The sequence below is a fragment of the Sphingobium sp. CFD-2 genome (genome assembly GCF_024611135.1).
In the GTDB taxonomy this organism is placed as follows: Bacteria; Pseudomonadota; Alphaproteobacteria; order Sphingomonadales; family Sphingomonadaceae; genus Sphingobium; species Sphingobium fuliginis.
Window position 1 is genome coordinate 865154 of record NZ_CP084405.1, and the last position, 25272, is coordinate 890425.

The 25272-nt window shown below is 63.0% G+C and carries 25 protein-coding genes; 23 read left to right on the forward strand and 2 right to left on the reverse strand.

The annotated features are described in order from the left end of the window. The first annotated feature begins 28 nt into the window (after positions 1-28). The 18 genes from uvrC (at position 29) to LDB29_RS04185 (ending at position 17993) form a co-directional block, all read left to right on the forward strand. Positions 29-1942 carry an excinuclease ABC subunit UvrC gene (gene uvrC / locus LDB29_RS04100; RefSeq protein WP_257556248.1) on the forward strand — a complete coding sequence of 638 codons (1914 nt, stop codon included), beginning with the start codon at positions 29-31 and terminating at the stop codon, positions 1940-1942. A 165-nt stretch (positions 1943-2107) separates the two neighbouring features. After that, a complete protein-coding gene (locus LDB29_RS04105; protein ID WP_244968662.1) occupies positions 2108-3775 on the forward strand; it encodes a histidine kinase in 1668 nt (555 codons plus the stop codon). A gap of 145 nt (positions 3776-3920) precedes the next feature. Beyond that, on the forward strand, positions 3921-4706 hold the full coding sequence (locus tag LDB29_RS04110; RefSeq protein ID WP_037481179.1) for a hypothetical protein: 786 nt from the start codon (positions 3921-3923) through the stop codon (positions 4704-4706). 655 nt (positions 4707-5361) lie between these two features. Beyond that, positions 5362-5553 (forward strand): Flp family type IVb pilin, encoded by a 192-nt coding sequence (locus LDB29_RS04115; RefSeq protein WP_025546516.1) that lies wholly within the window; start codon positions 5362-5364, stop codon positions 5551-5553. 22 nt (positions 5554-5575) lie between these two features. After that, entirely contained in the window at positions 5576-5773 is a 198-nt protein-coding gene (locus LDB29_RS04120) for a Flp family type IVb pilin (RefSeq protein ID WP_025546518.1), read from the forward strand. A 66-nt stretch (positions 5774-5839) separates the two neighbouring features. Further along, entirely contained in the window at positions 5840-6766 is a 927-nt protein-coding gene (cpaB, locus tag LDB29_RS04125) for a Flp pilus assembly protein CpaB (protein WP_173676446.1), read from the forward strand. A 10-nt stretch (positions 6767-6776) separates the two neighbouring features. Next, positions 6777-8258 (forward strand): type II and III secretion system protein family protein, encoded by a 1482-nt coding sequence (locus LDB29_RS04130; RefSeq protein WP_373886333.1) that lies wholly within the window; start codon positions 6777-6779, stop codon positions 8256-8258. A gap of 14 nt (positions 8259-8272) precedes the next feature. Then, complete coding sequence (locus LDB29_RS04135) at positions 8273-8554, forward strand: hypothetical protein (protein WP_025546523.1); 282 nt, start codon at positions 8273-8275, stop codon at positions 8552-8554. A 21-nt stretch (positions 8555-8575) separates the two neighbouring features. Continuing rightward, positions 8576-10153, forward strand: coding sequence for a pilus assembly protein TadG-related protein (locus tag LDB29_RS04140; RefSeq protein WP_158230022.1), 1578 nt, complete (start codon positions 8576-8578; stop codon positions 10151-10153). A gap of 9 nt (positions 10154-10162) precedes the next feature. Then, positions 10163-10690, forward strand: coding sequence for a TadE/TadG family type IV pilus assembly protein (locus tag LDB29_RS04145; protein ID WP_025546526.1), 528 nt, complete (start codon positions 10163-10165; stop codon positions 10688-10690). Further along, a complete protein-coding gene (locus LDB29_RS04150) occupies positions 10687-11304 on the forward strand; it encodes a TadE/TadG family type IV pilus assembly protein (RefSeq protein ID WP_025546528.1) in 618 nt (205 codons plus the stop codon). The genes LDB29_RS04145 and LDB29_RS04150 overlap by 4 nt, the downstream gene beginning before the upstream one ends. Then, positions 11301-12536: a pilus assembly protein CpaE gene (locus tag LDB29_RS04155; RefSeq protein ID WP_025546530.1), complete on the forward strand. Its 1236-nt coding sequence runs from the start codon at positions 11301-11303 to the stop codon at positions 12534-12536. Before LDB29_RS04150 ends, LDB29_RS04155 begins: the two co-directional genes overlap by 4 nt. Then, positions 12536-13891: a CpaF family protein gene (locus LDB29_RS04160; RefSeq protein ID WP_025546532.1), complete on the forward strand. Its 1356-nt coding sequence runs from the start codon at positions 12536-12538 to the stop codon at positions 13889-13891. The genes LDB29_RS04155 and LDB29_RS04160 overlap by 1 nt, the downstream gene beginning before the upstream one ends. Beyond that, positions 13891-14892 (forward strand): type II secretion system F family protein, encoded by a 1002-nt coding sequence (locus LDB29_RS04165; RefSeq protein WP_025546534.1) that lies wholly within the window; start codon positions 13891-13893, stop codon positions 14890-14892. The genes LDB29_RS04160 and LDB29_RS04165 overlap by 1 nt, the downstream gene beginning before the upstream one ends. A gap of 4 nt (positions 14893-14896) precedes the next feature. Next, positions 14897-15865, forward strand: coding sequence for a type II secretion system F family protein (locus tag LDB29_RS04170; RefSeq protein WP_025546536.1), 969 nt, complete (start codon positions 14897-14899; stop codon positions 15863-15865). Positions 15866-15901: 36 nt separating this feature from the next. Further along, the gene (locus LDB29_RS04175) at positions 15902-16663 is read left to right on the forward strand and encodes a tetratricopeptide repeat protein (protein WP_244968664.1); all 762 of its coding nucleotides are present in this window, start codon (positions 15902-15904) and stop codon (positions 16661-16663) included. Next, positions 16660-17472, forward strand: a complete 813-nt coding sequence (locus LDB29_RS04180) for a tetratricopeptide repeat protein (protein ID WP_257556263.1) — start codon at positions 16660-16662, stop codon at positions 17470-17472. The genes LDB29_RS04175 and LDB29_RS04180 overlap by 4 nt, the downstream gene beginning before the upstream one ends. After that, positions 17472-17993 (forward strand): prepilin peptidase, encoded by a 522-nt coding sequence (locus LDB29_RS04185; protein ID WP_229742625.1) that lies wholly within the window; start codon positions 17472-17474, stop codon positions 17991-17993. The genes LDB29_RS04180 and LDB29_RS04185 overlap by 1 nt, the downstream gene beginning before the upstream one ends. Before the next feature lie 305 nt (positions 17994-18298). On the opposite strand, the gene LDB29_RS04190 is transcribed toward LDB29_RS04185, so the two are convergent. Beyond that, the gene (locus LDB29_RS04190) at positions 18299-18958 is read right to left on the reverse strand and encodes a response regulator transcription factor (RefSeq protein ID WP_099185835.1); all 660 of its coding nucleotides are present in this window, start codon (positions 18956-18958) and stop codon (positions 18299-18301) included. Continuing rightward, positions 18955-20640, reverse strand: coding sequence for a sensor histidine kinase (locus LDB29_RS04195; RefSeq protein WP_226870019.1), 1686 nt, complete (start codon positions 20638-20640; stop codon positions 18955-18957). The genes LDB29_RS04190 and LDB29_RS04195 overlap by 4 nt, the downstream gene beginning before the upstream one ends. Before the next feature lie 210 nt (positions 20641-20850). On the opposite strand from LDB29_RS04195, the gene recO reads away from it, so the two are divergent. From recO to LDB29_RS04220, 5 genes are all read left to right on the forward strand, one after another. Continuing rightward, the gene (gene recO / locus LDB29_RS04200; RefSeq protein ID WP_025546548.1) at positions 20851-21585 is read left to right on the forward strand and encodes a DNA repair protein RecO; all 735 of its coding nucleotides are present in this window, start codon (positions 20851-20853) and stop codon (positions 21583-21585) included. Between the two features lie 110 nt (positions 21586-21695). After that, a complete protein-coding gene (leuB, locus tag LDB29_RS04205; protein WP_025546550.1) occupies positions 21696-22742 on the forward strand; it encodes a 3-isopropylmalate dehydrogenase in 1047 nt (348 codons plus the stop codon). A 10-nt stretch (positions 22743-22752) separates the two neighbouring features. Next, positions 22753-23961 (forward strand): O-succinylhomoserine sulfhydrylase, encoded by a 1209-nt coding sequence (metZ, locus tag LDB29_RS04210; RefSeq protein ID WP_025546551.1) that lies wholly within the window; start codon positions 22753-22755, stop codon positions 23959-23961. 33 nt (positions 23962-23994) lie between these two features. Continuing rightward, positions 23995-24393, forward strand: a complete 399-nt coding sequence (gene apaG, locus LDB29_RS04215; protein ID WP_025546552.1) for a Co2+/Mg2+ efflux protein ApaG — start codon at positions 23995-23997, stop codon at positions 24391-24393. Next, positions 24390-25181, forward strand: coding sequence for a LysR family transcriptional regulator (locus LDB29_RS04220; protein WP_025546554.1), 792 nt, complete (start codon positions 24390-24392; stop codon positions 25179-25181). The genes apaG and LDB29_RS04220 overlap by 4 nt, the downstream gene beginning before the upstream one ends. Positions 25182-25272: the final 91 nt, after the last annotated feature.

Genomic DNA, 25272 nt, shown 5'->3' on the forward strand with positions numbered 1-25272 from the left:
TCCGGGACGATCCCGCTATTTCTCCCTCATGTCGCGTCCCCAATCCCCCGATCGCTTTCATGAAGACAAGGCCACCTTCACCGTCATCGGCAGCCAGCCCGACATAGAGGCCGGCGTGGAGGCGATCCGCACGACGCTCAAAACCCTGCCGACCCGTCCGGGCGTCTATCGCATGCAGGATGCGCGGGGCGATGTGCTTTATGTCGGCAAGGCGCGCGCGCTGCGCAACCGGGTCACCAACTATACCCAGGTCGACCGCCTGCCCAAGCGGCTCCAGCGCATGGTCGCCCAGACCCGCTCGATGACGATCGTCACCACCAACAGCGAGGCGGAAGCCCTGCTGCTGGAGGCGCAGCTGATCAAGCGTTTCCGGCCACCCTATAATGTCCTGCTGCGGGACGATAAAAGCTTCCCCTTCATCCTGCTGCGCGAGGATCATGACTTTCCCCGTGTCCAGAAGCATCGCGGCGCGCGCAAATATAAGGGGCGCTATTATGGCCCCTTTGCCAGCGCCGGATCGGTGACGCGAACAATCAATGCGCTCCAGAAGCTGTTCCTGCTGAGAAGCTGCACCGACAGCTTCTTTGCCAATCGTTCGCGGCCCTGCCTCCTATATCAGATCCGCCGCTGTTCCGCCCCTTGCGTGGGCCGGATCGACGATGCCGCCTATGGCGAACTGGTCAAGGACGCGCAGGATTTCCTCGGCGGCAAATCGACCGCCGTGCAGAAGAAGCTGGGCGAGGCGATGCAGGCGGCTTCCGACGCCATGGACTTCGAGCAGGCGGCGGTGCTGCGCGACCGGCTGAAGGCGCTGACCTTCATCCAGGGCAGCCAGGCGATCAACGCCGAGGGGCTGGGCGACGCCGACATCTTCGCGCTGGCGACCAAGGGCGGGGCGATGTGCATCCAGGCCTTCTTCATCCGCGGCGGGCAGAATTGGGGCCATCGCAGCTTCTTCCCCGTCCATACCGCCGAAGTGGCGGAGGACGAGGTGCTGGCCAGCTTCATGGCGCAATTTTACGAGGAAGTGCCGCCGCCCAAGCTGATCCTTGCCGACCGGGCGCCCGCCGAATGCGAGCTGATGGCGCAGGCGCTGACCGAGCGCATCGGCTCCAGGGTGCGGATCGAGGTACCCCAGCGGGGCGACCGCACTCGCCTCATCAAACAGGCGCAGCGCAACGCGGTGGAGGCGCTCGACCGGCGGCTGGCGGAAACCACGACGCAGGCGAAGGTGCTGGAGGAGATGGTCGAGACTTTCGGGCTGGACGGGGTGCCCGACCGCATCGAAATCTACGACAACAGTCACATCCAGGGCGCTCATGCCCTGGGGGCGATGGTCGTCGCGGGTCCGGAGGGCTTCCGCAAGAACGCCTACCGCAAGTTCAACATGAAGAACCCGGAAACCTCGAACGACGATTTCGCGATGATGCGGGAGATGTTCGAGCGGCGCTTCGGCCGCGCGGCGCGCGAGGACCCGGATCGCGACAGCGGCGAATGGCCGGACCTGGTGCTGATCGACGGCGGCAAGGGACAATTGTCCGCCGCCCGGACGATATTGGAGGATATGGGCATAGAGGATGTCTGCATGATCGGCATCGCCAAGGGGCCGCATCATGGCCGCGAGGGGCGGGAGGTCTTCCACATGCCGGACGGGCGGGAGATCACCTTTCCCCTCAACCATCCCGTGCTCTTTTACCTTCAGCGGCTGCGGGACGAGGCGCACCGCTTCGCAATCGGCGCGCACCGGCAGAAGCGCAGCAAGGCGATCACCGTCAGTTCGCTCGACGAAGTGCCGGGCATCGGACCTTCGCGCAAGAAGGCGCTGCTGATGCATTTCGGAACCGCCAAGGCCGTGAAGAGCGCGGCGTTGGAGGACCTGCTGAAGGCGCCGGGCGTATCCAAGGCGGTGGCGCAGCAGGTCTATGATTATTTCCACGGCTGAGCGATGGCGGGGTGATCCGGATTGCCGCGGCCATATTGCCCGGACCGTCGGATTATCTCTGCGACGAATGGATCGCCATTTGACCATCGCCATTTGACCGGGGCATGATTTCCTTTCCATAAGAAGCGGCTCGACAGACATGATGCATCGGGCCGGATGGGGGATATGCGTCACGCGATGAATGGGCCGGGCGAAATCGCTATGCGCTTGAGCTGGTGGGACATGCGGGCGCTGTCGGCATTGCGTCCGTGGCAGACGCTGGATTTCACCCGACTGTTGCTGGCCGTCATCTATGCCGTCGTCAGCTTCGGCTTCTCCAGCGCGCGCCACTGGGCGGAAAGCGCGGAGCATGTACTGATCCTGCTCATGCTGCTGCTGGCGTTTTCGGCGGTGTTGCTCTCGTCCCGCTCCTGGGTGACGGACATGCGGATCAGGCGACCGGTCATCTATCTGGACACATTGCTGTTCCTGGCCCTGCTGGTCGTCACCAACCCGTCCAACAGCCCTTATTTTTCCGGCAGCTTCTTCGTGGCGGTGGAAGTGGCGCTGATCGTGCGGCGGCGGTTCCATCTGCTCGTTGCCCTGGCGGCGGGCACGGCTGCGGTCGGCGTCACATGGCTTGACGAGATCGCTTCCCTGCCGTCGGAGCCGGAAGCGGAGCGGGTCGTGCTGCGTGCCTGCTATCTGGCGGTGGCGATCCTGGTTACCGGCGTGCTGCTCGGGCCGCGCCGGGAAACGCTGTTGCAATTCGAGCGGGACAGGCGGTTGCTGGAAGGGGAGCTGCCGCCCGCCGGGAGCGATCATGGCCCGTTCCTGCTCCATGCCCTGCGGCTTGCGACCCGCGGACATGGGGTTGCCGTGCTGTTCCGCCTTGCCAGCCATGAGCCCCTGCGCTTCGCCAGCAGCGCGGCGCGCGAAATGCCTGCGGTGGGTTTCGGCAACTTGCTGACGGTAGAGACCGGTTGGCATGACCGGTCGAGACATGCGTCGATCTCGCTGTCGGCGGATGGAATAGCCGTGCTGGGACCGTTGTCGCCGGGCGGTCAGGCATGGACGGCGCTGCTGGACGCAGAAACGCTCCTGACGGTAAGGGTGACCATCGGCACCTTCGAGGCGGTGGGCGCGGCCTGTCTGGACGATCCCTGCCATGAGGATCGGGCCGCCATCGCGCAGCGGGTCTTCGAAAGCGCATGTGAGGAACTGACTGTCCGCAACAGCCTGGACCTCGCGCATGTGATCGCCGGTGCGCGGGAGCGGGAGCGGCTGCAGCGGGAATTGCACGACAGCGTTCTGCAGGCGCTGGCCAGCATCCGTTTCCAGATCGCGCCGCTGCTGGCCGGGCGGCAGGTCGAGCCGCTCGCCGTGATCGAGAATGTCGACCGCATCGCGAAGGACCAGATCGCCACGATCCGCTGGATCATCAATCCGGACGTGGATGAGGAGGATTTCGCCTATCTGCCGGAGACGCTGGCGATGGTGGTGCGCTCCCTGGGCGAGCAGTGGGGCATAGGCTGCGAGTTGAAGGTGGAGGACGGCAATTGCGCGACCAGCGCGATGATCGGCCGGGAACTGAGCTTCGCCGTGCGGGAGATCGTCGCCAATGCGGTACGCCATGCGCGCGCGACCATGGTGAACTTCGCGCTGGAACCGGACGGCAACCGCATCGCCCTTCAGGTGAGCGACGATGGCGTGCCCAATATGGCGCGGCTGGGATCGAGCGGGGCGGTGCCTTCGCGGTCGCTGATGCGGCGGATACAGATGCTGGGCGGGGAGGTGTTCCTGCAGAATATCGGCGGGCGGACGACGATCCGCATCACCGTTCCGCGCAAGTAACGGGCCGCCGGGCTTTATCTTTTCCAATGGCTCACCATATCTGGACGGCCGCGCAGAACCTTTCCCGCGATTGCGCATTTACCGGACGTTTACCAACATCGCGGATAGTCGCGGCAAGGTTCGGCGTGCAAAGGAGTCCGGTTCCATGGTGCGAATGGTCAGGGACCGTCTCTACCGCAAGAGCGTGGCCGTCGTGCTGTCGATGCAGGTCAATCTGGAGCGCATCGTCGCCATCTGGATCATGGCTGCCGCCTTCGCCTGCGGCCTGCGGCTGGCATTTCCGGCGACGCCCTACAGCGGAACGCCTTGGGGAAGCGGGGCGGGCCTGCTGCCCTATATGCTGGTGGTTGGCGCGCCTGTTGGGTCGCTGCTGCTGGGATTGAAGCTGTTTCCGGCGGGACGCATCCATGCCCAGCCCGCCTTTCGACTGGCGCAGGTGGGCCGCTGGCGCAAGGTCGACTGCCTGAGAGCGCGGGAGATGTCGCAATTCGGCCTCTATGGCGTGATGGCGTCTCTGCTGGCGGGAATTGCGGTGAACGTGCCGGTGCGCACGCTGGAATTTCTCAGCTCCATTCCCGCGCTGGGCAGCTATTCGCCGCCCTGGTTCGTCGGTCTCTACGGCGTGATGCTGGCGGATGTGGTGATATTGTCCAGCCTTTACATGTTCGCCTTTGCCATGGCCCTGCGCCTCGTGCCGCTCTTCCCTCGCTTTCTCGTAATGGTCTGGGGTGTCGACCTGCTGGCGCAGTTGGGCATCGCCCATCTGGTGGCGGGGATCGACAATGTGCCGCATGGCGTCGACGCCGCTTTGCTGGACATGCTGACAGGCAATGTGAAGAAGGTCCTGATCAGCGCCGCGATCTGGCTGCCCTATCTGCTGCTGTCGGATCGGGTGAACCTCACCTTCCGTCATCGGGTAAGCGCAAGGTAAGGAAAGCGGCAACATTTGCTCCTGAATGGGACAGGTGCAAACCGCTTTATTTCCGGGCCTTTGTGCGACGAGTCGCGGCTGATTCGCGATGATCGGTGCGAGTGGCGGCGGCTGCTATGGCCAAGTTATCGATCCTGTCTGCCCCGAATAGCCTAGAACGAAGGTATTAGTCGCCCGGGTAATTCAGCGGCGGACGGCCAACTATTCCTCTCAAATAAGACAGGCTTGAGTTCCTGAGAACTTTTATTTTATTCAAAATGAAATTCGGATAATATTCCTTGAATTTCAGTTTGACTATGATATTTTAAAATAGATAAAAATAAAAATCCCAATAATATAAAAGAAAATCTCTAATTTTCTAAAAGCATATATCCAAAGATATATTAGAAAAATACCATTGTTTACTTAAAGTAATGAATCTGGTTGACGGAAAAGGTTAACAAAAAATTGCTTTAAGATTTTGAAAAATATACATATTTTTTACCATGTTGACTTGCATCAGCTTTGGTCCAATTTGAAAGCAAGTTCTACGGGAACTGCCAACTACCTGGTGATCGGAGCATACCGGCGCCGGGGTCGCGAGGTGGACAGGCCCCTACCGTGGAGCTGAGCAAGAGCAACTGGGAATTGCTCCCAGCGAGTAGGGGTAAAAGATATGACCTTTTTGAAGAGCCTGTGGGCCGACCAAAGTGGTGCGTCGGCGGCCGAATATGCTTTGATCCTGGCGATCGTGGGGACGGGTATCGCGCTGGCCGCCTGGAATCTTGGTGGCGCGATCAAGAACTCGATGAATGCGGCGACCAACTGCGTCAAGACGGTCGGTACGAACACGCAGCCCAGCTGCTAAACTGTAAATAGGGGTGAGGGACATGACTTTTTTCAAAAATCTTTATGCTGATCAAAGCGGCGCATCGGCGGCTGAATATGCTTTGATCCTCGCTATTGTCGGTACCGGCATTGCGTTGGCTGCCTGGAACCTTGGTGGCGCGATCAAGAACTCGATGAACTATGCCACCAATTGCATTTCGACTGTCGGCACAGGTAATTCTCCGTCAGCGAACTGCTAATGATGAAATAGGAAGGCCGGTCACATCACTGGCCTTCCTATACCTTCAATTCCGGGGGGAGTTGTCGTGGGGCAGCGCAGATCACTTATAGTCTTAGGCCTCGCAATATTGTTGGGTCTTGCGGCCGTTTTCGTCGCCAACGCCTATCTGAGCCGCGCCGAAAAGGCGCCGCCACCGGAAGGCGGAATGACCAAGGTCGTAGTGGCGACCGTCTCGCTGCCTTTCGGATCGGCGGTCACCGCCGAAAAGATCCGCGTGGTCGACTGGCCAGCCAATTCCGTACCTCCCGGCGCTTTCCGCGATCCCATCCAATTGACCTCCCTCGGCAAAGGCCGCGTCGTCCTTCGGCAAATCGAGCCCGGCGAACCGATACTGGCCTCCAAACTCTCCGGTGAAGGCGGGCGGGCCACGATGTCGGCGGTCCTGGCTCCAGAAATGAGGGCCGTCGCCGTACGCGTGAGCGATGTAGCCGCCGCGGGCGGCTTCGTGCTTCCCGGCGACACCGTCGATGTCTTCGTCACCCGCACCCTTCAGGACCCGGCAGGCGGCAGCCAGCAGATCACCGACGTCCTGCTTCAAGGCACGCGCGTGATCGCCATTGACCAGAACGCCAATGACACGTCCAAGGACCCGGCCGTCGGCAAGACCGCGACGCTGGAGGTCAACCAGGTCGACGCGCAGAAGCTGGTTCTGGCGCAGCAGGTCGGGCAACTCACGCTGGTCCTGCGCAATATCACCGACAAGCCCAATCCCGCCGTGCAGACCGTCGGCATAGAGGATTTGCGCGACGGCGCCTATGTGGGCGGTTTTGCCGGCCCGCGCGCCCGCGTTGCCGACCTTGCCTATCTGCCGCCGCGTCCGGCCTCCGCGTTCCGTCCCGCACGCCGCGCGATTCCGAAGAACACGAACGCTCTGCCGTCGACCGCATCGGTCGAGATCGTGCGCGGCACGACCGGCACCAGCTATGAGGTGAAGCGCTATGGTTCCCGCTAAGTCCTTGCCGATGCTGGCATTGTCTCTGGCGCTGGGCGCCGGTGCGTCGCTGCTGCCCATGCAGGCGCAGGCGCAGGTCGCCTCGCTCAACGTCAATAACGCCAACCATGCCGGCCAACTCGACGTGCCCCTCAACAAGAGCCAAGTGCTGACCGTCGACCGGCCTTTTTCCAAGGCGTTGGTCGGCAATGCGGAAATCGCTGACGTCCTGCCCATGACCAACCGTTCGGTCTATGTGCTGGGCAAGAAGATGGGCACCACCAGCCTGACGCTCTACGACAGCCGCAACATGATGATCGCGGTAGTCGATGTGGCCGTAGGCCCCGATGTCGGGACGTTGAAGCGGCAATTGTCGGAACTGTTGCCCGGTCAGCCTATCGGCGCCCGCATTTCCAATGACGCTGTGGTGCTGACCGGCACCGTGTCGAGCGCGGCGGCGGTCGATCGCGCAGTGCAGATCGCCAAGACCTATGCCGGTGACAAGGTCGTCAACATGATGTCGGTAGGCGCCGCTCAGCAGGTGATGCTGGAAGTGCGCTTTTCCGAAATGACCCGCAGCGCGGCGAAGCAGTTCGGCATCAACACCGCTTTCCTGTCCGATAGCGGCAAGGTGGTGGGCGGCATCGGCAATGCGGCGCAGTCTTCCGCCATCCTGTCCGACACCAATGGTCGGCCGATTGTGGATCTGAGCAAGATTCTGGACAGCTTCGGCATCGGGGCGGCGAATTATTCGGTGGGCAGCCTCAACCTCACCACTGCACTGGACGCGCTGGAGCGCAAGGGCGTCGTGACCACGCTGGCCGAGCCGACACTGGTCGCGCTGTCCGGCGAAACGGCGTCTTTCCTGGCGGGCGGCGAGTTCCCGATACCGGTATCGCAGGGCGGCAATAGCGGCGGCAGCGGCAATAACGGCGGCAATTCCATCACCATCGAATTCAAGCCCTTCGGTGTCAGCCTGGGTTTCACGCCGACAGTGCTGGAGGATGGCATCATCAATCTGGTGGTGGAGCCGGAGGTCAGTTCCATCGATCCGTCCGCTTCGGTGACGATCAACGGTCTCACCATCCCGGGCCTGCAGACGCGGCGCGCCAGCACCACGCTGGAATTGCGCGATGGGCAGTCCTTCGCCCTGGCAGGGCTGCTGCGCAAGGATTTCCAGGACACGGTGCGGCAGTTTCCGATTCTGGGTTCCATCCCGATCATCGGCGCACTGTTTCGTTCCAGCGGTTTCCAGAAGAGCGAGAGCGAGCTTGTCATCATCGTGACGCCGCGCCTTGTGAAGCCGATGCGGGCAGAGGATGTGCGCCTGCCGACCGACCGGGTCGCGCCCCCGCACGAACTCGACCTGTTCCTGATGGGGCGGACGGACAAGGCGGTGGGGATCAATCCGCTCGATCCCAATGCGATGCCGCCCGAAGCGCCCAAGAAAGCGCCTGCGCCTGCCAAGGAAGCGCCCGCGACAGGCAAGGCGCCCAGCGGATATGAGCTGTGAGCAGGAGGTTGACGATGCGTGCACTTTATCTTGCCCCGGCTCTGCTTCTGCCCCTGCTGGCAGGCTGCACGGCGAACGATCCGACCTTCGGCGGCGCGGTGCGCAGCAATTATGCGATGCAGGTGATCGATCCCGACCCGCATTATGAAGGTACGTTGGTCGAGGGCGGTGATGGCCAGCGCTCGGCCGCGGCGGTGGAACGCTATCGCACCGACAAGGTGAAGAAGCCCCAGTCGATCCGTACCACCAGCGGTACTGGAGGCGGTGGTGGCGGTTCCGGCAGTGGAGCCAACTGAACGAGGAGGATGAGAGATCCCATGTCTCGCGCTCGGAAAAGCTTGCTGCAGTCGACAGGCGGTGCGGTCGCTCCGACGGTTGCGCTGTCGCTTTTCGCGCTGATCGCGGCAGGCGGGATTGCTTTCGATTATGCACGGCTCGCCGGAATGGACAGCGAGTTGCAGAGCGCGGCGGATCAGGCGGCTCTGGCAGCGGCAAGTCAACTTGACGGTGCGACTGGCGCGTGCAGCAGAGCTGCAAATGCAGCAAGGAACCTGATTGCCAATAGCAGCCGTTTCGCAAATGATGGCTCAACGCCGCGCATCACGATTGCGGATGAGCCCGCCTGCGATGCTACAGGGGCAATCCGTTTCTACGAGACCAAGGACAAATCCAAGGCCGCAACGAACGACGCAACAGCCAATTTCGTTGAAGTCACCGTTGGCACGCGATCCGCCTTTTATGCCTTGACGCCGATAGTATCCGCAATTTCTTCCGGCCCTGTTTCGGGGACAGCTTATGCGGGTGTGGGTTCCGCCATCTGTGGAGCCGTTCCATTCTTCATCTGCAATCCTGACGAGCCTGATGGCAACACCAATTCCCATTACGCGGTTTCAATTCCATCCGGCACAGGCATCGTGATGGCGGAAGGAGGCACGCAATGGGGGCCCGGTAATTTCGGCTTCGTCGATCAGGCAGGCAGGGGTGCAAGCAGCGTAGCAGAGGCTCTTGCTTCTAATGCCTTGTATAGCAATTGTGCGCCGACCGAAAATGTGACGATGGAAACGGGCAACCTGCTCAACGCCGTGCGGGATTCGCTCAATATGCGGTTCGACTTCCCGCCCGGCAATAGTTCCGCATGTTCCAATCCTCCCTGCTCACCTTCAACTAATGTGCGCAAGGACGTGGTTCGCGGTGCAACCTGTTCCTGGCAGGAAAATCCGGCTGACAATACCAACTATGAGAGCAAACGTTACCGGCCAACGACCGCCGCTGTGCTGAGTCCTACCATTACGCCGGAAATCATGGGTTTCCCGCGCGACCTGATGCATTCCATCGGCGCGAGCAATTATACCTCGCGCATCGGCAACGGCGTGTGGGACAGGGCCGCCTATTTCCGATCCAATCATCCGAGCGTTGACTGGCAAAACACCGCTGGTCTGGGGCCCAATGTCACCCGCTATCAAACCTATCTTTGGGAAGCGGAGGATCCAGCGGCCCGCCTGGCACCAAGGGCGACGACAGGTAATCCCAATCTTTCCACTTACAGCACGCCTCAGGCGGGACAGTGCAATTATCCGGGCGTGGCGCCCAATACGAACAACATAGACAGGCGACGCCTGACCGCTGCCGTGGTCAATTGCAAACTTGCCGATAAGAACAAGCAACTGAATGGCAAGAAGACGATTCCGGTGGCGGGTTACATCGACGTCTTCATGGTGGAACCTAGCATGGATCGCACCAAATGTGGGGGCACTCCGAGCAACCAGACTGGCTGTTCCGCTTCCTACACGAGCAGAAATGACGTTTATGTGGAAGTCATCGGCTCATCGGGCACCGGCGAAGGTGGCGGCACCCCGCAGATCACGCGGCGCGATACTCCGCGCCTGATAGAGTGAGGCGGAGCGATGTTTGTGCGCCTTTTCAGGGAGCAGTCGGGTTCGTCCGCCGCCGAAATGGCGCTCGTGACGCCCTTGCTCATCGCGCTGATGTTCGGCGCTTTCGAACTCGGCAATTATTTTCTGAGCGAGCATGTCGTGGTCAAGGCGGTGAGGGATGGCGCCCGCTATGCCGGCCGGCTGAGTTTCTCGAATTTCAGTTGCACCACGGCGTCGACCGATAATGTTCCGGGCGGCACCGTCGAGGCGGACACGCGCAATCTGGTTCGAACCGGGCAACTGACCGGCGGCAATGCGCGTCTCACCGGATGGACCGATCCGCAGTCGATCAGAGTCACCTATGATTGCGTCGATCCGGCAAGTGTCAGCGCTTCGGGTATTTACGAAGGGATGAATTTCATTCCCGTCGTGAAGGTGGCGACGTCAACCGACAATGCTCACCGGCTTCAATATCAATCGTTATTCAATAAGCTGGGATTCGACAGTAGCACCTTATATCTGAACGCAAGTTCTCAATCGCCGGTGATGGGGTTATGAGCAAATCCTTCACCGCCCTGATCAGAGACAACCGGGCCTCCTCCGCAGCCGAGTTTGCGTTAGTTTTGCCGCTGCTGCTTATCTTCCTGCTGGGCATCATTGATGTCGGGCGGTTGATGTGGACCTGGAACCGTGCGGAAAAGGCTACCCAAATGGGCGTCCGTTACGCCGTCGCCACCGATCCGGTGGCAACCGGCATCGCGACATACAGCTTCGCGACCGGGAGTAGCAGCATCGCACAGGGATCATCGATAGGCACATCTTATTTTTCATCGATGACATGCAATTCCACTGCCTGCGGTTCATGCAGCGGCAGCGCATGCAACTCCCTGATAACACCCTATAACTCGGCGGCTTTCACCAATATTGTCAATCGGATGAAGGCATTCCTGCCGGAATTAGGTGCGGCCAATGTCGAGGTTCAATATGATAATTCCGGTATCGGTTATTCCGGTGATCCAAATGGCCCAGATATAGCGCCGCTGGTCACGGTACGAATAAAAAACATGGCCTTTCGGCCTATAGCGCTCATCCTTTTCAGGGCATCGATTCCATTACCCAGTTTCAGCGCCGCTCTCACTATGGAAGACGGCCAGGGCTCGGCATCAAATTGAGGGACAAGATCGTGGGCATCGTGACGAACGCAACGGAACCCGTCGAGAGCTGGACCCTCAATATCGGGGATGAAGGCCTTCACCTCATCCTGTCGGAGCAGGAGGTGCAGGCATCCGACATATTGAGCGATCGCCTGACGGGCCAGTCGCTCACCCTGTCCATGCTGGGCGCGGGTGAGGCTGTGCCGGCGCAACTGGTGGCCGATGCCAAGGCGATCATCATCGAGGTTCAGCCAGACAATGAAGCCTCCATGGTGCGGCTTGCCGGCCTTCGCGCAGCTCATCCGAAGCTGATGCTGGTGGCGGCCGTGCGTGGCGCGCAGATCGCCGTCGTGCGCGCCCTGTTGCGCAGCGGGATCAACGACGTCATCGAACTGCCGCTGCGCGCCCATGATCTGGCGGCAATACTGGACGATCTGCGGAGCCGCATCGCAGCCAGCCGTCAGGACGATGTGAAGACCGGCCAGCTCGTGTCCATCATCAAGAGCGTTGGCGGCGTCGGCGCGACGACCATAGCGACGCAGGCGGCCAGTCTGCACGCACGCTCGACAAAGCAGGGCAGCGGTGAGGTCTGCCTGTTCGACTTCGACATACAGTTCGGCAATGCCGGCACCTTCCTGGGGATTTCCTCGCCCCTGACACTGGCGGACCTTCTCAACGCGGGCAGCCGCGTCGACAATGAGCTGTTGCGGACCGTCACCGTGGAAACTTCGACCGGCCTCAGGGTCGTGACCGCGCCGGCGGACATCATGCCGATCGAGGCGGTAAACGCCGATCAGGTCTTCCGCATCGTCGAACTGGCGCAGCGCAGTTTCGATACGGTCTATCTGGACCTGCCGGGCAACTGGACCAACTGGTCGATGTCGCTGGTGGCGCGTTCGCAGGTCGTGTTTCTGGTGTGCGAACTCACCATCGCCAGCCTGCGGCAGGCGCGCCGTCAGATTTCGCTGCTCCGCGATCAGGACATCGATCCCGCGCGCATCCATGTCGTCGCCAACCGCGTGGAGAAGAAATTCTTCCGCGCCATCGGTCTGGAGGATGCGGCGGCGGCGCTGGATCATCCGGTGAAGCTCAGCATCGCCAACGATTTCCCGCTGGTCAGCTCGGCGCTGGACCAGGGCGTATTGATCCAGGAACTGAAGGCGCGCAGCCGAATCTGCAAGGATATGCAGGACATCGTCGATTGCTGCATCCAGGCTGCTGAGGCCGAAGGTCAGGCGGAGAAAGGCTGATGTGGCAGATCCGAAAAGGCGAACGCGGCGACCCTAGGGACGAGGTGGGACCGATCGAGACCGAGGCCGCCCATCTGGAGGAGGACCGGCATACCGAACTCAAGGTGGCGCTGCACCAGAAGCTGATCGACATCATCAATCTTTCCGCGCTGGAAACCATGTCGCGGGCGCAGGTGGAAGCCGAAGTGGGCGAGATCGTCCATGAGCAGCTCGCGCTGCAGAAGCATGCGCTCAATCTGGAAGAGCGCCGCCGGCTGGTGTCGGACATATTGGATGAGCTGCTGGGACTGGGGCCGCTTGAGCCGCTGCTCAAGGACCATAGCATCACCGACATATTGGTGAACGGGCACAAGATCGTCTTCGTGGAGCGCAACGGCCGGCTGGTCGAAACCGCGACCCGGTTCAAGGATGAGAAGCATCTTCTGCGCATCATCCAGAAAATCGTGGCGGCGGTGGGACGGCGGATCGACGAATCCTCCCCCTTTGTCGATGCGCGCCTTGCGGATGGCTCCCGCGTCAACGCCGTGGTTCCGCCGCTGGCCATCGATGGATCGCTGCTTTCCATCCGCAAGTTCGCGAAGGTGCCGATCAGCATGGCGCGCCTCACTGAATTGGGCAGCGTGCCCGCGCCGATGGCGCAGGTCCTCTCCGCTGTGGTGGAGGCGCGGCGCAACGTGCTGATTTCCGGCGGCACCGGTTCGGGCAAGACGACCCTGCTCAACGCGATGTCAGCCGCCATCGATGAACATGAACGCATCGTCACCATCGAGGATTCGGCCGAACTGCAATTGCAGCAGCGCCATGTCGCGCGGCTGGAAACCCGTCCCGCCAATATCGAGGGCAAGGGAGAAGTCACGCAGCGCGACCTGGTGAAGAATGCGCTGCGCATGCGGCCCGACCGCATCATCGTGGGCGAGGTCCGCGCCGGTGAAGCCTTCGACATGCTTCAGGCCATGAACACCGGCCATGACGGATCGATGACGACCGTGCACGCCAACACGCCGCGCGATGCGCTGTCCCGGGTCGAGCAGATGATCGGCATGAGCGGCATCGACATCTCGCCGCGTTCCGCCCGCGCGCAGATCGCTTCGGCGCTGAATGTGATCGTGCAGGTGGGACGGCTGGCCGATGGCCGCCGCCGTCTGCTCAGCCTGTCGGAGATCACAGGCATGGAAGGGGAAGTCATCACCATGCAGGAAATCTTCCGCTTCAAGATGACGGGCCGCGACGAGAACAACATGGTGCGCGGCCATTTCGAGGCGACCGGCATCCGTCCCAAATTCATGGGTGAACTGGCCGACCGGGGCATCGCCCTGCCGGCCGAATTGTTCCGGCCCGATGCGGTGATCCACTGATGAACCCGCTTTACATCCGCGTCTTCGTCCTCGTCCTGCTGTTCGCGGCGGTGATCCTGACGATCGAGGGCATTGCAGGCTGGCTGCGCGCGCGTGCGACGACCGATCGCGTGGTGAACCGGCGGTTGAAGATGATCGCGGCCGGTTTCGAGCGCAGCACGGTACTCTCCAAGCTGCGGCGAAGCGACGAGGCGGTGAGCTTCGACCGCTCCTCCCTGTTCGGACGGGCGGGGCTGGGGGTGATGCGGGTGCTGCATGGCGCCGGACTGACCTTTCCGGCGCGCACGGTGCTGATGCTGATGCTGATCGCGGCGGGCGTGCTGTTCCTGCTGGTGATGGTGGGCGGCATGGCGGCGGGTTACGCCCTGACGGCGGGCATGTTCGTGATGGCGCTGGCCTTTGCGGGCGCGCTGGGCATTGCGCTGCCGATGATGGTGCTGACGCGGCTTGCCCAACGGCGGCGCAAGAAGATGGAGGAGCAGTTTCCGGTCGCGCTGGACACCTTCGTCCGTGGCCTGCGCGCCGGCCATCCGATTGCCGCTGCGCTGGACCTGCTGACCAAGGAGATGCGCGATCCGATCGGCAGCGAATTCGGCATCGTCGTCGATGAAGTCACCTATGGCGCCGACCTGCGCGATGCGTTGCAGCGCATGGCGGAGCGTTGGGATATGAACGAGATGCATATGTTCGTCATCTCCCTGTCGGTGCAGAGCGAGACGGGGGGCAATCTTGCGGAGATCCTGGAAAATCTGTCGACCGTGATCCGCGAGCGGGCGAGCCTGTTCATGAAGGTCCGGGCCCTCAGTTCCGAAGGGCGCATGACGGCGGTGATGCTGACCGCCTTGCCGATCCTGGCCTTTGTCGGCCTGTTCCTGGTCAATCCTGCCTTCTATCTCGATGTCGCGCAGGACAGCATGTTCATCATCGGCTTTGTCGGCTTGATCGTCCTCTACCTGATCGGCTTCGTCACGATACGCCGCATGGTCGACCTGAAGGTGTGATGCGATGTTGAGTTCGGCACTGTTCATCCAGTTGCGGCCTTTCCTGTTGGGCTTGCTGTTCATCGCCATCGTTGCGCTGGTCTTCGGACTGTCGGAAGTGGTGATGCGCAACGCGCGGGTGCGCAGCCGGCTCGACCTGGTCGGGGAAGGCGGGGCGTCCCAGAATGGCAGTCAGACGCTGCGCGGTGAACGCAACAGCAGCGAGTGGAAGAAGCTGGTCGACCGCATCGAGAAGATGGGGATCTCGCTGGTCGATACGAACAATGTGAACCTGCGCCGGCGCCTGATCGCGGCGGGTTACATGTCGCCCGAAGCGCCGAAGCTATTCACCCTTTTTCGTCTTGTGCTGACCTTTGCCCTGCCTGCGATATTCGTGATCACGTCGCTCGGCAATCCGGAACCGCCCGCTCCGCTCACCCTCTATATGATCGCATCGCTGCTGGCGGTCTCGGGGCTTTACATGCCCAACCTCTATATTTCGGCCAAGGCAGCGCGCAGGCAGGAAGAAATCGTCCACGGCTTTCCCGATGCGCTGGACCTGATGCTGGTCTGCGTCGAGGCGGGCCTGGGCCTGGAGGCGGCGATGGATCGGGTGGGCCGCGAACTGGCCCTGTCCCATCCGCTGGTATCGGCGGCGCTGGGCAAGGTGGTTCTGGAACTGCGCGCGGGGCGTAGCCGGCAGGATGCTTTGCGGCGCATGGCGGACGATGTCGACGTGGACGAAATTCGCTCCTTCGCGACGCTGCTGATCCAGTCCGATCAACTGGGTTCGAGCGTGGGTCAGACCTTGCGCGTCTATGCAGCGGAGATGCGTGAGAAGCGGCGTATGCGCGCCGAGGAGAAGGCGCATCGCCTGCCGGTCCTGCTGTCGGTGCCGCTGGTCGCCTGCATGCTGCCGGTGATGATCGGCGTGCTGATGCTGCCGGCGGTGGTGCGGGTGGTGCGCGACATCCTGCCGGTCATGACTCGTTAGGATAAGGGGGGAGGGGGGACCATGAACAAAGGGATAATGGCAGTCGCTCTTATCATGGCGACGACGGCGTGCAGCGGGACCCAAAAAGGCGTCCTTTCGATAAGGCCCGTCAATCAGCAGCCTGCCGGACCGGCGCAGGATGCGCTGGCGCGGGGAGACCTGCTGTTTTCGCGGGGGGAATATGCGCTGGCGCTGGATGCCTTCCGCCGCGCAGTGCGCAACGATCCGACCGATGCGCATGGCCTGAACGGGGTGGCGATCAGCTATGCGGCCATGGGGCGGCATGATCTGGCGCGGGAATTTTTCGAACTGGCCCTGTCGCGGGCGCCGGAAGATGCCCGCATCGCGCGCAACTTCGCGCGGAGCCTGTCGGCGCAAGGCCTGAAAGGCGAGGCCGATGCGCTGCTTGCCCAGGCCGGCGCGGCGCAGGCGGGTGCGGCCGTCGTTGCTCGTCCGACGCTGGCTCAACTGGCTTCGGCTGCTCCGGCCGCGCGCCCGGCGCCGGTCGCGGGCGTCGAGTTGGAACGCCTTTCCTTGGGCGAGGTGCGGTTGCGGACGATGGAGGCAGCGGCACCGGCGGCACGCACCAACCCGCAACTGACGACCCGGATCGTCACCGTGGCCGAAACGCAGGCTCGGCCCGAACTGACGGCCCCCATCATCGCCGTCGGCAGGCCGGATGCGGCGGCTTTGCCCAGTCTGGCTGCGCGCGAAGAAGCAAAGCCCGCTTATGACGGTCTGTTCGAGCGCTTGTGGAAGAGCATGGTGCGGCCCGACCGGAAAGGCGCTCGGGGATGATCGGGGCGCTGCTGCTGGCGGTTGCGGCGCCATCCGCCGGGGCGGTGCCGCCGCCGCTGGACTATGCCCGGCTGGTGGACGAGGCGATAGATGGCGGGCGGATCATCCAGGCGGATGCGATGTTGAGCCAATGGCGGGCTGGTGCGCAATCGGGCGACTTGCAAGCGATAAAGATTGCGGATGCGCGCATGGCGCTCGAAAAGCGGCGGGATGAGGAGGCGCTGGCGCGTTTCACCGCGCTGGAGCGAAGTGGCCTCAACAACTGCCGCGTCGATGAGGGGAGGGGGATCGCCCTGCTGCGCCTAGGCCGGTCGCAGGAGGCGCTCGAGCCGTTGCGCCTGGCTGTGGCCGATTGCGACGGTCGCTGGCGCTCATGGAATGCGCTGGGCGTGGCCTATGACCAGGCGCAGTCCTGGGCGTTGAGCAATGCGGCTTATGAGCGGGCGTTCCAACTCACCGACAAGCCTTCCCAGGTCCTCAACAATTACGGACTGTCGCTGCTCAAGCAGGGCAAGGCCGAGAAGGCGGCGGTGATCTTCGACAAGGCGCGCGAAAGCGCACCGGACGATGCGCGGGTGATCGCGAATGGCGACACGGCCTATGTGATGGCGGGACAGGACATCAGCCGCCGGCCTGCCGACACCGCCGATGAGTGGGCGCGCCGGCTCAATAATGCCGGGCAGGTGGCGATGCGGATGGGCGATCTGCCGAAGGCGCAGGCCTATCTCAGCCGTGCCGTGACCGAAGCCGACAGTTTCGTGCCCGAAGCCGCGGCCGCGCTCGACACCTTGAAGACCACGGAGAAGTGATGAAGGATCTGGTGCTGCTTGCCGTTTCGCTCGTCCTCATCGCGGCGGCGGTGGAGGATATGGCCCGGCTGCGCATATCCAATATCTTCCCCCTGCTGGTTGTCGGGCTTTATGCGGTCTGGGTCGCTGTGGCGGGGTGGGAAAATGACATTTGGCGGAACGGCACCGTTTTCCTGGGCATGTTCGCGGTGGGATGCGGCCTGTTCGCCATACGCGCGATGGGCGGTGGAGACGTCAAGCTGATGACGGCCTGTGCGCTGTGGTTCGACTGGGCGGGGGTGATTCCCTGGATCGTTTATGTCACCGTCGGGGGCGGTGTGCTGGCGCTGGTGCTGATGGCCGGCCGGCGACTGGTGCCGCAGAGCGTGCGGGAAGGTTCGTCCATTGCGCTGTTCGGCAAGAAAGGGCCCATTCCCTATGGGGTGGCGATTGCGCTGGGTACGATCATGGCGCTGTATATGGCCGGACCCAATCCCAGCGGCGTGGCGCGTCTGCCGGATTTCGTGCACGGGCTGAGTTAGCGCATCGTGGGTTGAATCGGATCGCGTATCGGGTACGGGTTGAGCCATTCGGCAAGCTCAGGCCGAGGGGTGTCGGGTGATCCGGATACAGGCATGATGGCGTTTCCGGCTCGTCTTTCGGCTGGTTGGCGCCATTATGCGCCCGCGGAGGCACCCGAATTGATCGAGTGGCTCGTGCAATCTCAGTTCAACCGGTGCGATGACATGCTGGCGGCGGGATTGAATTCCAGCCAGTGCGGGAGCACGCGACGCCGCAAGGGAAAGCAGACGATCCGCTTTCTGCTATTTCGCCGCCAAACAGCCGCTCAATGCTCCATCCCTACGGCGGGCATTTCACTGTCCATCGACATCATCATGATGATCAGTTCCGAGCGCGACTTGATGTTGAGCTTCTGGAAGATGCTGTGCAGGTGCACCTTCACCGTGCCTTCGGTGAGGCCGCACCGGCTCGCTATTTCGCGGTTGCGCAGGCCCGCGCGGATCAGGCCGGCGATCTCCAGTTCCCGCTCCGTCAGCACCGCAAGCACATTGGCTTCGCTGGCGGGCGCGGAAATGCTGTGCACCAGCGCCTGTTCCATGACGAAGGGGGCGATGCTCTTGTTGCCGTTCATGACCTGCTGGATGCAGCTTAGCAGGTCGTTGGGATCGCTGTCCTTCAGCACCACTCCGTCGACGCCCAGCTTGATCGCTTCCAGCGTCTGTTCAGGGCGGATATGCACGGTCATGAAGATGACCGGCACGGTGCTGCCGCTGTTGCGGATGGCGGACAGGATCGCAAGGCCGCCGCCACTCTTCATGCTGACATCCAGGATCAGCAGGTCCGGTTCGCCGGCCTGCATCCGCTCCAGCGCTTCTTCGACCGAGCGGGCGCAGAACAATATGTCATGGCCGTGGGAGTTCAGGAACTGCGCCATGCCGTCCAGGAAGATCGGGTGATCGTCGACTATCGCAATCTGGGTCATCATATCGGAGACCTTGGTAAGGAGGAGGGTAATCTGATCGAGATCAGTGAATTCATGCTCAGATTATGAAAATATGCCGTTCCGCCGATCTTGCCCAGCCGCTTCATGATCGATTGCGACTGGAGTTCGAAGTCGCCGGTATAGTTTTCGCGGGCGACCGCCTGCGGTCCGGGATTGTCCTTCAGCGCGATCAATATCTCGTCGTCGACCTGCGCGATCGACACGGTGATGTGGCGCGCATGGGCGTGCTTGACCGCATTGGCAGCGGCTTCGCGTATCAGATATTCGACCTCCGCCGCCGTTTCGGCCGACACGGTCATGGAGCGTTCGGCCAGGTTCAGGCGGCAATCGATCGCCCATTGCAGGGCGATGAAGCGGCAGCAGCGTTCGACTTCGCGGCCAAGGTCCACATCGGTTTCGGCCGACACCGGACTTTGCTGGCTGAGCAGCCGGCGCAGATGCGCCTGTTCCGCCGTCACCAGTTCCTCCATCGACCTGAGTTCCGCCAACTGGTCCGGAACGGCGGCATCCGACAGGCCGTGGATCGTCGTCGCGAGTCTGACGCGCAGCGCCGCCAATGTCTGCAGCACGCTGTCGTGCAGATCGCGGCTCAGCGCCTGACGCGCCTCTGCAAAGGTGCGCTGGCGCCAGGCGAGGAAGAAGAAATGGCGTTCGAGGAAAAGGTCTATCCCCTCCTGTATGCGCAGGCAGCGCAGCAGAACGGCGGGCGACCAGCCATGGCTGGTCCCGATGAACAGCCGGCCGCGCAGTTCCCCCGCCTGGATATGGATGCTCGCGCCCTGGCCGGGGCCGAACACGTCCGATATGCTGTCGATCAGGTCCGGCGCGCGCTCGTTCCGCAATATGCCGAGGCGGCTGCGCAGCAGCATCCGCGGCGACTGGGTGGAATAGAGGAAGGGCGCCTCCCGCGGCGTCACGTTGGACAGGCCGTCGATCTGCTTCTGCGGCAGGGCGAGGTGGCGCACGCCGTCGGCATCGTACAGTTCGCAATGGACGGCGGTATCGTCCATCATCTCCCACACGAACGCGCAATAGCGGGAGTTCATCAATTGGGAGACCTGCTCCACCAGAAATTGCGCCAGCGACTTCTGGAAGGAAAGGCCGACGCCCTGTAGCCGTTCCGACCAGCTTATCAGCCGCCGCTCCAATATGTTCATGCTCAACATGGAGGCGGCGATGACGCAGCCGATGACGATGGTCAGGCTGTCGATCGCCCGGTCCACCGCCGGCACATGGCGGGCCGAGGCCCAGCTTTCATAATATCCCCGCGCGATGAAGGCGAAGATCAGGCAAATCCCCAGGATGAGGACCGCGCCGCGTCCGAACCGGTCGGATGCGGACCAGGCGACGAAGAACAGGCAGCCCAGCGCCGCGATCTGCAAGGGTTCGCACAGCACGATGACCGTCAGGAAGGCGATCAGGTCGAATATCAGGAAGATGGGCCGCAGCAGCAGGCCCAAAGGCGGCGTGAGCGAATTCTGCGCGATGCTGATCGCCGTCCACGTCCACACGGCTGCCTTCAACAGCAAGGCCGTGCGGGCAAAATCCGGCTCGTTGCTGAACATCGCTTCGATCTGCCACGTCGCCGCAGCGGAAAAGGCGACGCGGGATATGGCGAAACCCAGCGTCGGTGAACGTCCCAGCCAAAGCACCAGGCGGTCCATCACGGAAGATGACGCCAAGGGCATATGATACATGGCGAAATTTGTCCCCCGACAAGTCCCCGCCGATAATTGTGCGCATGACCTGATCGAAAAGCAACATATATCAAAAGTCAGAAGGGCCCCGTGCGACGATTTTGCTCGATTTCGGGACAGTTGGGCTGCGAAAGGTCATGGATGGCGCCCCGGGCCGTTGGCCGATATGGAGGGGGCATGGCGACGCTGATCACCCCGGCCCTGGTCTGCGCGTTGCGGCCCCATGGCGAACATGGGGCGATCGCGCGTCTTCTGACGCCCGGCCATGGCCTGCTGGCCGGCTATGTGCGGGGGGGACGTTCGCGCCAGTTGCGCCCCGTCCTGTTGCCGGGCAATGCCGTCAAGGCCGAATTCCGCGCCCGGACGGAGGAGCAACTGGCCGGGCTGACCGTCGAACTGGAGCACAGCCGCGCTCCCCTTCTGGCGGAGCCGTTGCCTGCGGCCGCGATCGATTGGGTCTGCGCGCTCACCGCCGTGGCCCTGCCGGAAGGGACGCCCTATCCCGCGCTCCATCAGGCGCTGGACGGCGTGCTGGGCGCCGTGGAGGCGGCGCCGGCTGCGCGGGGCTGGGCGGTGGCGCTCATCCGCTATGAGTTGCTGTTGCTGGCGGAATTGGGCTTTGGGCTGGACCTTAGCCGTTGCGCGGCGACCGGCGGGAATGAGGATCTGGCCTATGTCAGCCCTCGCAGCGCGGCCGCGGTCAGCCGGGCGGGGGCCGTCGGCTATGAGGACCGGCTGTTGCCCTTGCCCGCTTTCCTGCTGGAGGGCGGAGCAGGGGACTGGCCCGCCTTATTGGACGGGCTGCGGCTGACGGGCTTCTTTCTCGAACGGTCCGTCCTTACCGACTGGCGCGTCGACGTCCTCGCGGCGCGGGAGCGCCTGGTGGACAGGCTTAAAAGAGCGGTTGCCTGAATTTTGGCGGTCGGTGTTCCTGCGCCGCGCCTCCTTCTCCCCTCGCCTAAATGCTTGCGCTGGCGGCGGCGGCTTCATAAGGGGCAGCCACGCGTTTGAAGGAGTTGCCCATGTTGATCGCCCTGTTCCCCGGAGACGGTATCGGTCCCGAGATCGTCGCGCAGGCGAAGCGCGTGCTGGACGCGCTGGCGATCCCCGGCATCACCTATGAGGAAGGGCTGGTCGGCGGCGCGGCTTACAAGGCGGTGGGCCATCCGCTGCCGCCCGAGACGCTGGAACTGGCCAAGCGCGCCGACGCGATCCTGTTCGGCGCGGTGGGCGATCCCGATTGCGACTCGCTGGAGCGTCACCTGCGCCCGGAACAGGCAATCCTCGGCCTGCGCAAGGAACTGGGCCTCTTCTCCAACCTGCGCCCGGCCAAGGTCTTCCCCGAACTGGCCGACGCCTCCGCGCTCAAGCAGGAGGTGGCGAGCGCCATCGACCTGCTGATCGTGCGCGAGACCAATGGCGACGTCTATTTCGGTGAAAAGGGCATGCGCAAGACGCCCGAGGGCCTGCGCGAAGGTTATGACATCATGTCCTATAATGAGGAACAGGTGCGCAAGATCGCGCATCAGGGCTTCGAGGCGGCGCGCGCCCGCCGGGGCAAGCTCTGCTCGGTGGACAAGGCCAATGTGCTGGAGACGAGCCAGCTCTGGCGCGACGTGGTGATAGAGGTGTCGGCGGACTATCCCGATGTCGCGCTCAGCCACATGTATGTGGACAATGCCGCGATGCAGCTCGTGCGCAATCCCGGCCAGTTCGACGTCATCGTCACCGGCAACATGTTCGGGGATATCCTGTCCGATCAGGCGAGCATGTGCGTGGGTTCGATCGGCATGCTGGCGTCGGCCACGCTCAACGACAGCAACCAGGGCCTGTACGAGCCGATCCACGGTTCCGCGCCCGACATCGCCGGGCAGGGCAAGGCCAATCCGCTGGCAACGGTCCTGTCGGCGGGCATGATGCTGCGCTACTCGCTGAACCTGCCGGAACAGGCCGCCCGCATCGAGGCCGCCGTGGCCAAGGCGCTGGCCGATGGCGCCCGCAGCTTCGATCTGGGCGGCACGATGAGCACGGTCGAAATGGGCGATGCCGTGCTCGCGGCTTTGGTCTGAGGGTAAGAAAATGAAGCGCAAGAGCGGGCAGAATCCCGAAATCACCCGGAACTGGCGTCCGGCCACTCTGGCGGTGCGTGGCGGCAGCGCCCGTACCGAATATGGCGAGACGTCCGAGGCGCTGTTCCTGACCAGCGGCTACAGCTACGACCGGGCGGAGGACGCCGCGGCGCGCTTCGCCGGGGAACAGGAGGGCATGACCTATTCGCGCCTCCAGAACCCGACGGTGGAGATGCTGGAACAGCGCATCGCCCTGCTGGAAGGCGCCGAAGCCTGCCGCGCCACCGCGACCGGCATGGCGGCGATGACGGCGGCGCTGCTGTGCCAGTTGTCGGCGGGCGACCATGTCGTCGCGGGCAAGGCGCTGTTCGGCTCCTGCCGCTGGCTGACCGATACGCTGCTGCCGAAATTCGGGATCGAGACGACCACTGTCGACGCGACCGACAATGCGGCGTGGGAAGCGGCGGTGCGGCCCAACACCAAGGTCTTCTTCTTCGAAACCCCGGCCAATCCGACCATGGACGTGGCGGACCTTGCCGCGATCTGCGGCATCGCGAAGGCGCACGGCATCACCAGCGTCGTCGACAACGCCTTCGCCACGCCCGCGCTCCAGCGGCCGATGGAGTTCGGCGCCGACGTGGTGGCCTATAGCGCGACCAAGATGATGGACGGGCAGGGCCGCGTCCTCGCGGGCGCGATCTGCGGCACGGAGGATTTCATCCTCAACACGCTGCTGCCCTTCCACCGCAACACCGGGCCGACGCTCAGCGCGTTCAACGCCTGGGTCGTGCTGAAAGGTCTGGAGACGCTGGACCTGCGCATCCGCCGCCAGAGCGAGAATGCGCTGAAGGTTGCTGAATTCCTCGAAGGCCGGGTGGCGAAGGTGCTCTATCCGGGCCTCGAAAGCCATCCGCAGCATGCCCTGGCCATGAAGCAGATGGCGATGGCCGGCCCCATCTTCTCGCTCTATGTCGGCGGCGGCCGGGCGGAGGCGCACGGCCTGCTCAACGGCCTCGAACTGGTCGACATCAGCAACAATATCGGGGACTCGCGCTCGCTGATGACGCATCCGGCCTCCACCACCCATTATGGCATGGCGGAAGCGGCGCGGCTGGAGGTCGGCATTACCGAGGATATGCTGCGCCTCAACGTCGGGCTGGAAGACCCGGACGATGTGATCGAGGATCTGGATCGCGCCCTGAAGTCGATAGGGCGTTGACGGAAGAGGGGTGAAAGGCGCATTTCTTAAGCCGTGAACGCACTTTTCCCCTTCCATGCGACGACGCGCGACATCAACGTGCACGTCGCCGTCACCTTCCTGCCCGAACAGTCGGAGCCGGACCGGGGCCGCTGGTTCTGGGCCTATCATATCCGCATAGAGAATGACGGGGACCAGCCTGTGCAACTGCTGACCCGTCACTGGATCATAACCGATGGACGGGGCACGCAGCATCGGGTCGATGGAGACGGCGTCGTGGGGGAACAGCCAGTGGTGCAGCCGGGCAAGAGCTACGACTATGTGTCGGGTTGCCCGCTCAACACGCCGACGGGATCGATGAAGGGGCATTATCATATGATCGGCGCGAGCGGCGAGACGTTCGACATCGCCATCCCGCATTTCGCGCTGATCGCGCCGGCGGTGGCTGAATGAAGCGTACCCATTTGCCGCTCAACGGCCTGCGCGTGCTGGATGCGGCGGCGCGGCATCTGTCCTTCACCCGCGCGGCGGACGAGCTGGCGGTGACGCCTGCGGCCGTGGGCCAACAGATCCGCGCGCTGGAGGACCTGCTGGGCGTCGTCCTGTTCCGCCGCACGCCCAAGGGGCTGGAACTCACTCCCGAAACCGAGGCAGGCCTTGCGGCCCTTCGCGCCGGTTTCCTGGAGTTCGAAGAAGCAGTGCGCGCCATGCAGGCTGGCCAGTCCAGCAGTTCCCTCACCATCGCCGCGCCGCGCGACATCACCGCCAAATGGCTCCAGTCGCGCCTTGCGGGCTATGCCGCAAGCCAGCCGGACCTCAAATTCGCATTGGTCGCGGCGGACGAGACGCTGGACTTCACCGAAGCCAATCTCGACCTCGCCTTGCGACTGGCCGAGGGGCCGGGCGAGAATGAAGGCATCAAGCTGGGCGAAGCGGCCTTCGTCACAGTGGAAGCGACGGAAGGCGGCCCTGACCATCGCATCGAATGGCCCGGCTGCCCGAAGGGGGACGCGCCCGCGACGATCCGCGTGGCCGATGCGGGGCTGGCGATCGAAGCGGCGGCCCATGGCTTCGGCCATGCCTGCGTGCCGTTCCTGCTGGCGCAGGCGGATATTGACGCAGGACGCATCCGGCAGGTGGGCGACGCTGCGCCGTCCCCGCTCGCCTACTGGCTGATCGCGCCCTTGCCGCAATGGCGGCAGAAGAAGGTCAAGGCTTTGGTCGAGGCGCTGACGGGGTAAGTGCTCATCCGTCATGCCGAACTGGCTTCGGCGTAGATTTCTTCTCGCGCCTTAGGCGGGCGGGCTGCACGTCGCGCTTGCACTTTCTTAA

What these genes read in the sequence shown, in the direction of transcription:
- LDB29_RS04160 (WP_025546532.1), top strand. Translation starts at nt 12,536, where the DNA reads ATGTGGCAGATCCGAAAAGGCGAACGCGGCGACCCTAGGGACGAGGTG.
- recO (WP_025546548.1), top strand. Translation starts at nt 20,851, where the DNA reads ATGGCGACGCTGATCACCCCGGCCCTGGTCTGCGCGTTGCGGCCCCAT.
- LDB29_RS04195 (WP_226870019.1), bottom strand. Translation starts at nt 20,640, where the DNA reads ATGGACCGCCTGGTGCTTTGGCTGGGACGTTCACCGACGCTGGGTTTC.
- LDB29_RS04180 (WP_257556263.1), top strand. Translation starts at nt 16,660, where the DNA reads ATGATCGGGGCGCTGCTGCTGGCGGTTGCGGCGCCATCCGCCGGGGCG.
- LDB29_RS04110 (WP_037481179.1), top strand. Translation starts at nt 3,921, where the DNA reads ATGGTGCGAATGGTCAGGGACCGTCTCTACCGCAAGAGCGTGGCCGTC.
- uvrC (WP_257556248.1), top strand. Translation starts at nt 29, where the DNA reads ATGTCGCGTCCCCAATCCCCCGATCGCTTTCATGAAGACAAGGCCACC.
- LDB29_RS04105 (WP_244968662.1), top strand. Translation starts at nt 2,108, where the DNA reads ATGCGTCACGCGATGAATGGGCCGGGCGAAATCGCTATGCGCTTGAGC.
- LDB29_RS04135 (WP_025546523.1), top strand. Translation starts at nt 8,273, where the DNA reads ATGCGTGCACTTTATCTTGCCCCGGCTCTGCTTCTGCCCCTGCTGGCA.
- metZ (WP_025546551.1), top strand. Translation starts at nt 22,753, where the DNA reads ATGAAGCGCAAGAGCGGGCAGAATCCCGAAATCACCCGGAACTGGCGT.
- LDB29_RS04130 (WP_373886333.1), top strand. Translation starts at nt 6,777, where the DNA reads ATGCTGGCATTGTCTCTGGCGCTGGGCGCCGGTGCGTCGCTGCTGCCC.
- LDB29_RS04140 (WP_158230022.1), top strand. Translation starts at nt 8,576, where the DNA reads ATGTCTCGCGCTCGGAAAAGCTTGCTGCAGTCGACAGGCGGTGCGGTC.
- leuB (WP_025546550.1), top strand. Translation starts at nt 21,696, where the DNA reads ATGTTGATCGCCCTGTTCCCCGGAGACGGTATCGGTCCCGAGATCGTC.
- LDB29_RS04220 (WP_025546554.1), top strand. Translation starts at nt 24,390, where the DNA reads ATGAAGCGTACCCATTTGCCGCTCAACGGCCTGCGCGTGCTGGATGCG.
- LDB29_RS04175 (WP_244968664.1), top strand. Translation starts at nt 15,902, where the DNA reads ATGGCAGTCGCTCTTATCATGGCGACGACGGCGTGCAGCGGGACCCAA.
- LDB29_RS04185 (WP_229742625.1), top strand. Translation starts at nt 17,472, where the DNA reads ATGAAGGATCTGGTGCTGCTTGCCGTTTCGCTCGTCCTCATCGCGGCG.
- LDB29_RS04170 (WP_025546536.1), top strand. Translation starts at nt 14,897, where the DNA reads ATGTTGAGTTCGGCACTGTTCATCCAGTTGCGGCCTTTCCTGTTGGGC.
- LDB29_RS04165 (WP_025546534.1), top strand. Translation starts at nt 13,891, where the DNA reads ATGAACCCGCTTTACATCCGCGTCTTCGTCCTCGTCCTGCTGTTCGCG.
- LDB29_RS04115 (WP_025546516.1), top strand. Translation starts at nt 5,362, where the DNA reads ATGACCTTTTTGAAGAGCCTGTGGGCCGACCAAAGTGGTGCGTCGGCG.
- LDB29_RS04145 (WP_025546526.1), top strand. Translation starts at nt 10,163, where the DNA reads ATGTTTGTGCGCCTTTTCAGGGAGCAGTCGGGTTCGTCCGCCGCCGAA.
- LDB29_RS04150 (WP_025546528.1), top strand. Translation starts at nt 10,687, where the DNA reads ATGAGCAAATCCTTCACCGCCCTGATCAGAGACAACCGGGCCTCCTCC.
- LDB29_RS04190 (WP_099185835.1), bottom strand. Translation starts at nt 18,958, where the DNA reads ATGATGACCCAGATTGCGATAGTCGACGATCACCCGATCTTCCTGGAC.
- LDB29_RS04120 (WP_025546518.1), top strand. Translation starts at nt 5,576, where the DNA reads ATGACTTTTTTCAAAAATCTTTATGCTGATCAAAGCGGCGCATCGGCG.